At 67.0% G+C, this 12,218-nt stretch carries 12 protein-coding genes; 3 read left to right on the forward strand and 9 right to left on the reverse strand.

Features of this window, described 5'->3' with window-relative positions; genetic code table 11:
- Positions 1 to 240 precede the first annotated feature (240 nt).
- Together ACFOWZ_RS46785 and ACFOWZ_RS46790 are read right to left on the reverse strand one after the other, a co-directional pair.
- The gene (locus ACFOWZ_RS46785) at positions 241 to 1,305 is read right to left on the reverse strand and encodes an aspartate-semialdehyde dehydrogenase (protein WP_382380973.1); all 1,065 of its coding nucleotides are present in this window, start codon (positions 1,303 to 1,305) and stop codon (positions 241 to 243) included.
- Entirely contained in the window at positions 1,302 to 2,567 is a 1,266-nt protein-coding gene (locus tag ACFOWZ_RS46790; RefSeq protein ID WP_030469486.1) for an aspartate kinase, read from the reverse strand. The genes ACFOWZ_RS46785 and ACFOWZ_RS46790 overlap by 4 nt, the downstream gene beginning before the upstream one ends.
- A gap of 142 nt (positions 2,568 to 2,709) precedes the next feature.
- Here ACFOWZ_RS46790 and ACFOWZ_RS46795 point away from each other — a divergent pair, with 142 nt between their 5' ends.
- Entirely contained in the window at positions 2,710 to 3,894 is a 1,185-nt protein-coding gene (locus ACFOWZ_RS46795) for a hypothetical protein (RefSeq protein WP_382380975.1), read from the forward strand.
- Positions 3,894 to 4,454: a nitroreductase family protein gene (locus tag ACFOWZ_RS46800; protein ID WP_382380977.1), complete on the forward strand. Its 561-nt coding sequence runs from the start codon at positions 3,894 to 3,896 to the stop codon at positions 4,452 to 4,454. Before ACFOWZ_RS46795 ends, ACFOWZ_RS46800 begins: the two co-directional genes overlap by 1 nt.
- Here the strand turns inward: ACFOWZ_RS46800 and ACFOWZ_RS46805 are convergent.
- The 3 genes from ACFOWZ_RS46805 to ACFOWZ_RS46815 are packed head-to-tail and all read right to left on the reverse strand — an operon-like array spanning position 4,440 to position 5,552.
- The gene (locus ACFOWZ_RS46805; RefSeq protein WP_382380979.1) at positions 4,440 to 4,940 is read right to left on the reverse strand and encodes an NUDIX domain-containing protein; all 501 of its coding nucleotides are present in this window, start codon (positions 4,938 to 4,940) and stop codon (positions 4,440 to 4,442) included. The genes ACFOWZ_RS46800 and ACFOWZ_RS46805 overlap by 15 nt on opposite strands.
- A 9-nt stretch (positions 4,941 to 4,949) precedes the next feature.
- Positions 4,950 to 5,225 (reverse strand): hypothetical protein, encoded by a 276-nt coding sequence (locus ACFOWZ_RS46810; RefSeq protein ID WP_382380981.1) that lies wholly within the window; start codon positions 5,223 to 5,225, stop codon positions 4,950 to 4,952.
- Positions 5,226 to 5,255: 30 nt separating this feature from the next.
- On the reverse strand, positions 5,256 to 5,552 hold the full coding sequence (locus ACFOWZ_RS46815; protein WP_382380983.1) for a hypothetical protein: 297 nt from the start codon (positions 5,550 to 5,552) through the stop codon (positions 5,256 to 5,258).
- 284 nt (positions 5,553 to 5,836) lie between these two features.
- On the opposite strand from ACFOWZ_RS46815, the gene leuA reads away from it, so the two are divergent.
- On the forward strand, positions 5,837 to 7,645 hold the full coding sequence (gene leuA, locus ACFOWZ_RS46820) for a 2-isopropylmalate synthase (RefSeq protein WP_382380985.1): 1,809 nt from the start codon (positions 5,837 to 5,839) through the stop codon (positions 7,643 to 7,645).
- Here the strand turns inward: leuA and ACFOWZ_RS46825 are convergent.
- The 4 genes from ACFOWZ_RS46825 to ACFOWZ_RS46840 all read right to left on the reverse strand — a co-directional run bounded on the left by ACFOWZ_RS46825 (position 7,635) and on the right by ACFOWZ_RS46840 (position 12,168).
- Positions 7,635 to 8,582: a hypothetical protein gene (locus ACFOWZ_RS46825; RefSeq protein ID WP_382380987.1), complete on the reverse strand. Its 948-nt coding sequence runs from the start codon at positions 8,580 to 8,582 to the stop codon at positions 7,635 to 7,637. The genes leuA and ACFOWZ_RS46825 overlap by 11 nt on opposite strands.
- Complete coding sequence (locus ACFOWZ_RS46830; RefSeq protein ID WP_382380989.1) at positions 8,579 to 9,712, reverse strand: MFS transporter; 1,134 nt, start codon at positions 9,710 to 9,712, stop codon at positions 8,579 to 8,581. Before ACFOWZ_RS46830 ends, ACFOWZ_RS46825 begins: the two co-directional genes overlap by 4 nt.
- Before the next feature lie 13 nt (positions 9,713 to 9,725).
- On the reverse strand, positions 9,726 to 11,294 hold the full coding sequence (locus tag ACFOWZ_RS46835) for a discoidin domain-containing protein (protein ID WP_382380991.1): 1,569 nt from the start codon (positions 11,292 to 11,294) through the stop codon (positions 9,726 to 9,728).
- A 157-nt stretch (positions 11,295 to 11,451) separates the two neighbouring features.
- A complete protein-coding gene (locus ACFOWZ_RS46840) occupies positions 11,452 to 12,168 on the reverse strand; it encodes a DUF4184 family protein (protein WP_382380993.1) in 717 nt (238 codons plus the stop codon).
- Positions 12,169 to 12,218: the final 50 nt, after the last annotated feature.

A 12,218-nucleotide genomic window follows, 5' to 3' on the forward strand; every position in this document is an offset into this window, starting at 1 on the left:
CCCCCCGCCAAACAACAGGACACGACTTTGGTGGTTGATTCACGACGCGGGACACTAGGACTGAGCCGCCCCGCCACAAAAACGCGACTCAAGGCTCTCGAGGATCATCCGCTGGAACGGCAAGTCAACGAACGATCCACGCGCAGTCTGGACCCTCCCTCAAGACGACCAATTCCTTGAGGAACAGATGAGAGAAGCCTGGCCACCATGCAGTGACCAGGCTTCCTTCGCAGGGACGGATCAGAGGCGCTTCGCGAGTTCTTCCGCGACCTCGTAGGTGTTCAGCGCCGCACCCTTGCGCAGGTTGTCACCGCACACGAAGAAGTCCAGCGTGTTCGGGAAGTCCAGCGCCTGGCGCACGCGGCCCACGTACGTCGGGTCGCCGCCCACCACGTCGGCGGGCGTCGGGAACTTCTTCGCGGCCGGGTCGTCGATGAGGACGATGGTCGGCTGCTCCTCGAAGATCTTGTGAGCGGCCTCGACCGTGACCTCGCGGGCGAACGTCGCGTGGACGGACAGCGAGTGCGTGGTGACGACCGGGACGCGCACGCACGTCGCGGAGACCTTCAGGTCCGGGATGCCGAGGATCTTGCGGGCCTCGTTGCGGACCTTGAGCTCCTCCGACGACCAGCCGTCGTCCTTCAGCGAACCCGCCCACGGCACCACGTTGAGCACCAGCGGAGCCGGGAACGGCGAGTCCTCTGCGGACAGACCGGCGGCGGCGAGCGCCTGCGCCACGTCACCCGCGACGACACCGGCCTCCTTGCCGGCCAGCGCGCTGACCTCGGCGTACAGGCGGTCGACACCGGACTGCCCTGCGCCGGACGCGGCCTGGTACGAGGCCACGACCAGTTCCTTGAGCTCGAACTCGCGGTGCAGGGCACCGAGCGACGCCATCATCGACAGCGTCGTGCAGTTCGGGTTCGAGATGATCCCGCGCGGACGGTTGTCGATCTGGTCCGCGTTGACCTCGGGCACGACCAGCGGCACGTCCGAGTCCATCCGGAACGCGCCGGAGTTGTCGATCGCGATGGCACCGCGGGAAGCGGCGATCGGGGCCCACTCGGCCGAGACCTCGTCCGGCACGTCGAACATCGCGATGTCGACGCCGTCGAACGCCTCGGGCGAGAGCGCGATGACCGTCAGCTCCTGGCCGCGCACGCTGATCTTCTTGCCCGCCGAACGCGGCGACGCGATCAGCCGGACCTCGCCCCACGGGAAGTCGGAGCGGGTGTTCATGATGTCGATCATCACGGTGCCAACGGCACCGGTCGCGCCAACCAGCGCGAGTACAGGCGCGGTCATCGTCCAGTCCCTGCGTAAACGACGGCCTCTTCGTCGCCACCGAGCTCGAACGCGTCGTGCAGGGCACGGACGGCGTCGTCGAGCTGGGTGTCGCGGCAGATGACCGAGATGCGGATCTCCGAGGTGGAGATGATGTCGATGTTGACGCCGGCCGTGGCCAGCGCCTCGCAGAACGTCGCCGTGACGCCGGGGTGCGAGCGCATGCCCGCGCCGATCAGCGACACCTTGCCGACGTGCTCGTCGTAGAGGACCTGGTCGAAGCCGATCTCGCCGCGCGCCTTCTCGAGCGCCGCCACGGCACGCGGGCCGTCGACCTTGGCCAGCGTGAACGTGATGTCGGTGCGGCCGGACGCGGCCTGCGAGACGTTCTGCACGACCATGTCGATGTCGAGCTCGGCCTGCGCCACGACCCGGAAGATCTTGGCCGCGATGCCGGGGTGGTCCGGGACGGCGGTCACGGTGATCTTGGCTTCAGACCGGTCGTGCGCGACGCCGGTGATCATCGCCTGTTCCACGGGAAGGTCCTCCACTGAACCGGACACGATGGTTCCGGTCTTGTTGCTGAACGAAGAGCGGACGTGCACGGGGACGTTGTAGCGCCGGGCGTACTCCACGCAGCGGAGCATCAGCACCTTGGCGCCACAGGCGGCCATCTCGAGCATTTCCTCGTACGTGATCGTGTCGAGCTTCTTCGCGTTCGGCACGATGCGCGGGTCGGCGGTGTAGACGCCGTCCACGTCGGTGTAGATCTCGCACACGTCGGCCTTGGTCGCCGCCGCGAGCGCCACCGCGGTGGTGTCGCTGCCGCCACGGCCGAGCGTCGTGATCTCCTTCGAGTCCTGCGAAACGCCCTGGAAGCCCGCGACGATCGCGATGGCCCCTTCCGACGTCGCGTCCTGGATCCGGCTCGGGGTCACGTCGATGATCCGGGCTTTGCCGTGCACCGACGTGGTGATCACGCCTGCCTGCGAGCCCGTGTACGAGCGCGCCTCGGCACCGAGCGAGTGGATCGCCATCGCGAGCAGCGACATCGAGATCCGCTCGCCCGAGGTGAGCAGCATGTCGAGCTCACGTGCGGGCGGCACCGGGGACACCTGGCGGGCGAGGTCGAGCAGCTCGTCGGTCGTGTCACCCATGGCGGACACGACGACCACGACGTCGTTCCCCGCTTTTTTGGTCGCGACGATGCGCTCGGCCACGCGTTTGATCCGCTCGGCACTCTCAACCGATGAACCGCCGTACTTCTGGACGACGAGCGCCACCGACCCAACCTCCTTCGCGAGCTAAAACCCCACGTCGTAGGCAGCCTACCCGGACCACCTGGTGAGACTCTGGAGCCGTGACGCGCGTGACTACTCTGTCCGGGTGTCGTCGATCGCCTTTGACGTGGAGGACCCAGCAGCCGTGCATGAGAGCAATGCGCGCACACGGCTGGCCGAGGCGCTCAGACACCCCGCCGCGCTCTGGACGGCTCCGGCGCTGATCTACCTGTTCGTGCGACAGGTCGGTCTCTTCGTGCTGCAGCTGGTCGTCGAGTACCAGAACAAGACCACCGGCAGGACCGACACGTCCGTCGACAACCTGAAGTCGTGGGACGGCGAGTGGTTCCTCGGCATCGCCCAGGGCGGCTACAACGACGTGCCGCAACGCCTGACCGACGCGGCGGGCCACCGCACGGCCGAGACCCCGCTGGCGTTCTTCCCCGGCTACCCCGCCCTGATCAGGTGGGTGGACGGCCTGCCGGGCGTGGACCTGGTCGGCGCCGCCTTCGCAGTCAGCCTGATCAGCGGCCTGTTCTGCGCCTACGGCCTGTTCGTCCTGGGCCGCACGGTCCGCGACGGCTCCTCACGCGCGGGCCTGATCCTGGTCACGCTCTTCGCCGCCTCCCCCATGGCCGTGGTCCTGTCCATGACCTACTCCGAGGCGACGTTCTGCGCGTTCGCCATCTGGTCCCTCGTGGGCGTGGTCAAGAAGCGCTGGATCCTCGCCGGCGTCTGCTGCACCGCAGCGGGCCTGGTCCGCCCCACGGCAGCGGCCCTCATCGCGGCCGTGGGCCTGGCGGTCCTGGTAGCGGTGATCGCCAACCGCCGCGACTGGCGCGCGTGGGCAGGCGGCCTGATCGCCCCGCTGGGCATGCTCGGCTACCTCGCCTGGGTCTCGTTCCGCACCGGCGACCTGGCGGGCTGGTTCGGCGTGCAGCAACGCGGCTGGAACTCGAAGTTCGACGGCGGCGCCGCCACCTGGGAGTTCAGCCTCAGCCACCTCGGCAACCCGCGCTCGGTCCTCGAAACCGGCACCGTCTGGCTCCTGGCCCTGGCCGTCGTCCTGGTCTTCTACGCCTTCCAGCGCCGCCTGGAGTGGCCACTGATCGCGTACGGCCTGGGCGTCCTGGCCATGGACATCGGCTCGAACGGCCTGATGAACTCGAAGGCCCGCCTTCTACTCCCAGCCTTCACCCTGCTGATCCCGCTGGCCCTGGTCCTGGCCCGCCGCCGCCCGTCCACAGTCCTGACGGTCCTGGGCATGGCCATCCTGTTCAGCGCCTGGTTCGGCGCCTACTCCCTGGCCGTTTGGCAGTATGCGATCTGATGAACGAACTGATCTCGAGCCGCTGGAGCCCACGAGCCTTCGACCCAGAGGCCACCGTCTCCGACCACGAACTCCGCACCCTGCTGGAAGCAGCCCGCTGGGCCCCGTCCCACGGCAACAGCCAGCCGGCCCGCTTCGTAGTCGGCCACCGAGGCACCGCCACGTTCACGAAGATCTTCGAAACCCTCCGCCCGGGCAACAGGACCTGGGCGACCCGCGCCTCAGTCCTCCTGATCGGCTGCGTGATCACCCGGGACGACCGGGGCGATCTCCCCAACGTCGAGTTCGGCCTGGGCCTGGCCATGGAGAACATCGCCCTGCAGGCAGTGGACCTGGGCCTCATCGCCCACATGATGGGCGGCTTCGACAAAACGGCCGCCCACGACACCTTCTCCATGCCGGACGACGTCCGCCCACTGGTGGCCATGGCCATAGGCCGCCACGGCGACCTGGAAGACCTCCCCGAGGACCTTCAAGCCCGCGAACAGCGAGAACGCCGCCGCCACCCACTCTCGGAAACTGTCTTCACCGACACCTGGGGCAAGTCACTGTTCGGCTGAGAAGTACCGCGACGCAACATCGTCGTGCAGCGGAAACGCCAACGGCTCCCACTCGAAGATGACCTTGCGCTCAGAAGCCTCGTCGTTGGGCACGAACGGCGGCAGGTCCTCAACACGAATCGCAGGCGCCGAAGCGAACAACAACACCGTCCCACCATCCGGCGTGGACACGAAGTGCAGGGGCCTCAACCCGTCGGGATCAACCGGGACCCCAGCCTCTTCCTCAAGCTCGCGAGCAGCACTCTGCTGCCACGACTCCCCGTAGTCCATGAACCCGCTGACGAACGCCAGCTCCCCCACCGGCGGAATGGCCCGACGCACAGTCAACAGCCCAGTCCGCTCCCCGTCCTTGACAGGCACGAGCAGCACCACAACAGGCACCGGGTTGGCCCACACCACGTGCCCACACCCACCACACGTCCGCGGGTATCCGTCCTTCTCCGCGTACCGCGTGCCACAGCTGTTGCAGAAGTCGTCGCGCGCCATGGTCAAAACCTAGTTCAGGCGCCTCACGAGCCTCAGGACGATCGCTCGAACGACCAACCAGAACACCGCCGCGAGCCCGAAGTTGACGATGACCCTCAACTTGGCGTCAGCAGGCGGGAACAGATCCTTGAACGCGAGCGCAACAGGCTCAGCCACGGCCTTGACCGTGCTGGTGATGGGGTTGTCCGGGTTGGCCCCGCCGACGGTCAGCACGACGTGAACGACGAGCACAACCGCCAGCGCGAGGCCGACCCAACTGACAACCGCTGCGGCGATCCCGACCACGCGCGTTCGCATAGGTCAGGAATCTACTACTCAGTAGCGAGACACCGCACGTGCAAGCAAACCAGTCACGACCAGCCAGAACACGGCGGCCAGACCGTAGTTCAAGAACACGTCGACGTTGTAGTTGCCGGTGTTGAACAACCCCGGGAAGAACAGGGCGAGGGGCTCTGCGAGGGACTGGATGAACTTGAAGAACGCGTTGCCTTGGTTAGCACCAAGCACGATCATCAGGATGTAGAGGACCTCGATGAGGGCGAAGAGCGCGCCGATGCCGCTGATCACGCGGGAAGCCGTGCCGCGGCCACTGGTCGTACGTAATCTGGACATACATGAGCTTTTCCCGGATTCGAGCCCGGCAAAACTTGCGGACCGACCACCACCCCGAGGCCGAGGGCGACCTCGGCACGACTTGCGGAACCGGAGCGGACCCAAAACATCCCACGATCCGGTACCTCAGTTCCATCCTGAAGCAATCTGTGACTACCCTGTCCCTCGTGTGGCGTTCCCTCCTGCTTCGCTGCCGTGACGGGGTCTGATCAGACCGGCCCCCCGTCGCGGGACTCAGCGTTGCCGCCGGTCGTTCCAACACGACCCGCAGGAGCCGATCCAAAATGACCCCAAGCGACGCCTACACCTCAGCTGACGCGTACACCTCAGGCACGAGCCGAATCCGCCAGCCCGCCCGCCAGGCCCCCGCGGAACAGCCCACCTGGAACCGTCAACTCGGCAGCAGCATGCCCTTCCACCGCTACCGCCCGTTCCACGAGCTGGTGGAAACCATCGACGTCCCAGACCGAACCTGGCCCACCAAACGCGCACAAACCGCCCCCCAGTGGTGCGCAGTAGACCTGCGAGACGGCAACCAGGCCCTGATCGACCCGATGTCCCCGGCCCGCAAGCGCAAGATGTTCGACCTCCTGGTCCGAATGGGCTTCAAGGAGATCGAGGTCGGCTTCCCGGCAGCCAGCCAAACCGACTTCGACTTCGTACGAGAGATCATCGAAGACGGCGCAATCCCGGACGACGTCACGATCCAGGTCCTCACCCAGTGCCGAGAAGAGCTGATCGCCAGGACCTTCGAGTCCCTGCGCGGAGCCAACAAGGCGATCGTCCACTTCTACAACTCGACGTCGATCCTCCAGCGCCGAGTGGTCTTCCGGTCCGACAAGGACGGCATCAAGAAGATCGCCACGGACGCCGCGAAGTTCGCCAAGCAGCAGGAAGCCGACTACCCCGAAACCGACTTCCGCTACGAGTACTCCCCCGAGTCCTACACCGGCACCGAGCTGACCTACGCACTCGAGGTCTGCAACGCGGTAACCGAGGTCATCCAGCCGACCCCGGAGAAGCCGCTGATCATCAACCTGCCGGCCACCGTCGAGATGGCCACCCCGAACGTCTACGCGGACAGCATCGAGTGGATGTCCCGCAACCTGGACCAGCGCGACTCGATCATCCTGAGCCTGCACCCGCACAACGACCGCGGCACGGGCGTCGCCGCGGCCGAGCTGGGCTACCTGGCCGGCGCGGACCGCATCGAGGGCTGCCTGTTCGGCAACGGCGAGCGCACCGGCAACGTCTGCCTGGTCACGCTGGCGATGAACATGTTCAGCCAGGGCATCGACCCGCAGATCGACTTCTCCGACATCGACGAGATCCGCCGCACCGTCGAGTACTGCAACCAGCTGCCGGTGCCCGAGCGGCACCCGTACGGCGGCGACCTGGTCTTCACGGCGTTCTCCGGCAGCCACCAGGACGCCATCAAGAAGGGCTTCGAGGCCCTGGAGGCCGACGCCAAGGACGCGGGCCAGCACGTCGACGACTTCCCGTGGGAGGTCCCGTACCTGCCGATCGACCCGAAGGACGTCGGCCGCAACTACGAGGCCGTCATCCGGGTCAACTCGCAGTCCGGCAAGGGCGGCGTGGCGTACCTGATGAAGCAGGAGCACCACCTCGACCTGCCGCGGCGCCTGCAGATCGAGTTCTCGCGGGTGATCCAGGAGGTCACCGACACGCAGGGCGGCGAGATCAACCCCAAGGAGATGTGGGACGCGTTCGCGGAGGAGTACCTCCACGGCCGGGTGCCGCTGTACCTGCTGAAGCACAGGGCGTCGTCGGACGGCAGCGGCCACGAGGAGATCACCGCGACGCTGCTGATCGACGGCGAGCAGCAGGAGATCACGGGGTCCGGCAACGGCCCGATCGCCGCGTTCGTCGATGCGCTGGCGTCGGTGGGCTACGACGTGCGAGTGCTGGACTACGCCGAGCACGCGCTGTCCGCCGGTGACGACGCCCGCGCCGCCGCCTACCTCGAGTGCGCCGTGGGCGACCGCGTCCTGTGGGGCGTGGGCATCGACTCGAGCACGGTCGCGGCGTCGTTCCGCGCGATCGTGAGCGCCGTCAACCGCGCTAACCGATAGCGAGCGACGGGGAGGACGCGTGCGGCACCAGTTGCCGCGGCGCGCCCTCCCCGTTCGCCTGCACGGCCCAGATGCCCTCTCCCGGCAGGCCGTAGGCGATGGTGTCGTTGTCGAGCCACACCACCTGGTCGTCGATCCCACGCGTCTCGGCCAGGGGCGTCTCCACCATCGTGGTCAGGTCCAGCACGTGCTCGCGCCACGGTCGCGCGCCGTCGCCAGGCACCCGCTTCTTGAACGCCACGCGCTTGCCGTCCGGTGAGAGCGACGGGCATTCGGCGTTCTCCCGCAACGGTTTCGCGAAGACTTCCTCCACGTCGCCCTTGATCAGGTAGGTCTTGCCCGCGGTGGACATCGTCGCGAAGTAGGTGCGGTCGTCCTCGGTGAACGTCACGCCCCAGAAGTTCATGTCCTCCGCCCGCTTCATGCCTTCGATCCGGGTGCCCTCGATGTTGCTCTGGTACAGCAACGTCTCCCTGTCGTAGATGCCCGTGCGGGTGGAGAACGCACCGGTCTGCGAGTACGAGTCGCCGGTGACGAAGGTCGTCCAGGACGCCATGCGGCCGTCCGGCGACAGCTTCGCGCGGTTCGGCACGCCCGCGACGTCGACGTGGCTCGTCTCCTTCAGCGACTGGTCGACGAAGATCGAGACGGCGCCGGGGAACGGGCCGGTCCGGTCCGCGAGGCACAGTCCCTGCTTCGCCGCGGTGTAGAACCGCTTGCAGGACAACGGACTCACCCGGCGCGGGCCAGCGGGGTCGGACAGCGGCACCGAGGCCACCTTGCCGCTCGCATCGTCGACGAAGAACAACCGGCCCGCGGCCAGCTCGACCGGGCCCTGCTCCACCGCTACAGAAACCTCGTCCGGCCCCCGCAACGCGTACGCCGTCGCACCGAGGCCCAACGCGATGACAGCCGCGACGACGACCAGGATCCTCACCAAGCGAACCACGTCCAAAGCGCGCCGAACAGGACAGAAGAACACGCACGAGCCAGCACCTGGCCGGTCTGGAGCAGGGCCAGACCGGACGTGCGCAACTCGTCGGGCATCAACGGACCTGCGACAGCCATCAGCACACCGTCGGTGCACGCGTAGAACAACCCGTGCAGCAGCAGCACGCCTGCCAGCAACGCGATCCCGGACGTGCCGGCGAGCAGCACGTACGCCCCGAGCAACGCGAGGTGGCCGAACAAGAAGATCCGCCACCGCCCGACCCGGTCGGCGAGCGCTCCCATCGGCACGGCGGCGAGCAGATACACGCCGGCCGTGCCGAGGGGCAGCAACGCGATGTAGGCGACCTCGACGTTCAGCTTCCTCTGCAGCAACAGGTAGATGAACCCGTCGCCCAGCGTCAGGAACCCGAGTCCGCACGCGACCAGGCAGACCCGCCGGAACGGCCTGGAACGCAGCAACCCGAAGGCGTTCCTCAACGACACGGCGACGCGTGGCAACACGTCCCGGTGGTCGCGAACGAAGAGCACGAGCACCAGGAAACCCAGTGCCGCGAAGCAGAAGCTGACGACGAACACCACGTCGTAACGCGCTGGAAGCGTCCACAAGAGACAGAACGCCACCAACGGGCCGAGGAACGCACCCACGGTGTCCATGGCGCGGTGGACACCGAAGGCGCGTCCGAGCGCGGAGGGCTCGCTGCTCAACGTGATCAGCGCGTCCCTCGGCGCGGTGCGCAAGCCCTTGCCGGTCCGGTCACCGGCCAGCACGAGCCCCATCGCGGTGGCGGAGGTCCCGGCGGCGAGCAGTCCGAGTTTGCCCACCGCCGAGATCCCGTAACCCAGACCGGCCACGAGCTTGCGCCGTTGCCAGCGGTCAGCCGCATGACCGCCGGCAACACGAACCAGTGCCGTGACACCGGTGTAGATGCCGTCGAGCACACCGAACTGCAACGGGGAGAACCCGAGCCCCAGCACGAGGTAGAGCGGCAGGATCGCGGTCACCATCTCGGACGAGACGTCCGTGAGCAGTGACACCGCGCCCAGTGCGAGCACGTTCGCCGCGATCCTGCCGGTGCCACCCGCGGCAGGAGCTTGTCGAGCGGTTGCGATGTACACGACGGCCTCCGGATCAACGACAGGTGTAGGGACCGGCCTTGTCGCGCACCGTTCCGGCCGTGTCGATGACCTCCCAGGAGTAGGAGCGGCCGGAGATGGTGAGCTTCATGACGCCGTGGCTGTCGGAGAAGTACTTCTCCACGCCCACCCGGTCGGTGCGCTCGTCGTAGAGGTAGTCACCGCCGATGCCGACGACCGCGGACCGCACGCCGTTGGTCGGGTCGACCGCACCGGTCTTGCTCAGCGGCGCGAGACGCTCGTAGTGGTGGTTGTGGCCACCGAGCATCAGGTCCGCCTTGACGTCCGCGAACGCGTTCCAGTACGGCGCGATCTTCGGGTTGTCGCCGTACTTGCCGGAGGTGAACCTCGGGTGGTGCATGTAGCCGACGACGCAGGGCTTGGTGTTGGCGGCCAGGTCGGCCTTGAGCCAGTTCAGCTGCGTCGAGTCCGAACCGTCGTTGTCCATCGGGTCGGAGTCGACCGAGACGAAGTGGAACTCGCCCGCTTCCCAGCTGTAGTACGGCTTGCCGTCGGGGAAGGCCTGAGTGCCGAAGTACGCCTTGTACCCGTTGAGGTTGTCGTACCACTCGTGGTTGCCGGTCGCGGGATGGGTGATGCTCTTCCACTTGCCCCACGACTTGTCGTAGTGGTTGCGGAACTCCGTCAGCGTGCCGCTGTCGTACTGGTTGTCGCCGACCGTCAGGATGTGGTTCGGCTTGATCTGGTCGATGAGCTTCGCGGTCTCGTAGTGCTCGGTGTTCGTCAGCGACGCGATGTCGCCGGCGACGACGATCGTGATGCTGTCACCGGGACCGGCCGGCAACGTGGTCGCCTGCACCGAGTTGCTCGACGGCGACAGGTTGCCTGCCAGGTCGCGCGCCCGGACGGTGTAGGTGAACGCGGTGCCCGACGCGAGGCCCGTGTCGGTGAACGTCGTACCGGTGGGCGTCCCGACAACGCTGCCGTTGCGCAGCACCTCGTAGCCGGTCACGCCGATGTTGTCGCTCGAGGCCGTCCACTGCAGACTCACCGAGCTCGACGTGGTGCCCGTGCTGGTGAGGTTGGCAGGAGCGGTCGGCGGCTGGGTGTCACCGTTGCTGATGCTGCCGTAGACCTCCATTTCCCACAGCGAGTAGCCGTAGGGCGTACCGCGCTTGGTGCCGTAGATCCGCACGTAGCGGCCGGACGTGGCGATGGCGACGTCGTCGATGCCGCCGTTCTGGCCGGTCATCGTCTTCTTCGTGCTCCACGTCGACCCGTCGGCCGACGTCTGGATCTTGTACTCCGACGCGTACGCGACCTCCCAGTTCAGCTTGACCCGGGAGATGGTGGCGTTGCCGCCGAGGTCGACGGAGATCCACTGCGGGTCGACGCCTTCGAGGCTCGCCCAGCGGGTGGTCGAGTTGCCGTCGACGGCGTTGGCACCACCGAAGGTCGCAGCTTCGACCGACGAGACCTTGGTGGGCTTGTTGGCGGAGAGCAGGACGTCGGCCGCGTTGGCGGTGCCTGATGCCGCGAGGGGCGGTATCACCAGCGCTAACACCGCCACCACGACGCCTGTTCTGGTGTGTTTTCTGATCACTTCGTCCTCCTGGGCAAGGGCAGCGGCTCGAAGTATTGGTAAAGAAGCTTTCCTATTGATTTCGGAGGCTAGTTGTGGCCCAGGACACAGGTCAACGGCAGAACTGACGGTGGAACGCGTGACAGATCGGAGGTCTACCGGCAGAACCGAGCAGTCATCACGTGTCACGCGCTGACTGGTTGAAGCGCCACAGAACGGCGTGCGCGACCAAACCGGCGACCGTGCCCTGGATCACGCCCAGAAGAAGGCTGCGGACCCAGTCATACGAGCTGACCTGACTGACCGGATCGGACAGTGAAACGACGGCGCCGACCACGGCGGCGAGCCCGATGAAGATCCGGAACTTGTACCGGGAACTCCCGGTGCGTGACGGCCAGTCATGCCCGTTCGAACAGCGGGCGGGGCCGTTCGGAGCAGCCCGGCGTGCCGTCCAGGCCAGCAGCGCCATGCCTCCGAGGGACGACACGTACCCGACCACGTTGTAGAGGCGGTGCGGTCCGATGACCGACACGTTCAGCCAGTCCCACCGCTGAACGAACCACCCGTCCGTCTGTGTGAAGGCGTCCCACAGCAGATGCGTGAGCACGCCCACCACGATGGACAACGCGCGCACGAACGGCTGACGGAAGCCACCGGGGCGTTGCACGCGGTCCCGCACGAACGTCGGCGCCAACGCCATCAGCGAAGGCAGCATCACCCGTCCGGCCAGCAGCAACACCACCGCGGCGAGGGATCCGCCGAGCACGTCGTGGGTCGGCAGGAACGGCAGGTAGTAGCCCACGTCCGGGGCTACGGCGCCCGCCACGAGGCCGGGGAACCAGAGGTGCCGGCGCAACGGCAGCACGGCGGCCGGATGCGCGAGCGTGAAGGGCACAGGACCAGGCTAGATCGACTTCAATCCTGTAGGCACGCTGAAGAAACACC

Source organism: Lentzea rhizosphaerae, assembly GCF_042649515.1.
GTDB classification, from domain to species: domain Bacteria; phylum Actinomycetota; class Actinomycetes; order Mycobacteriales; family Pseudonocardiaceae; genus Lentzea; species Lentzea aerocolonigenes.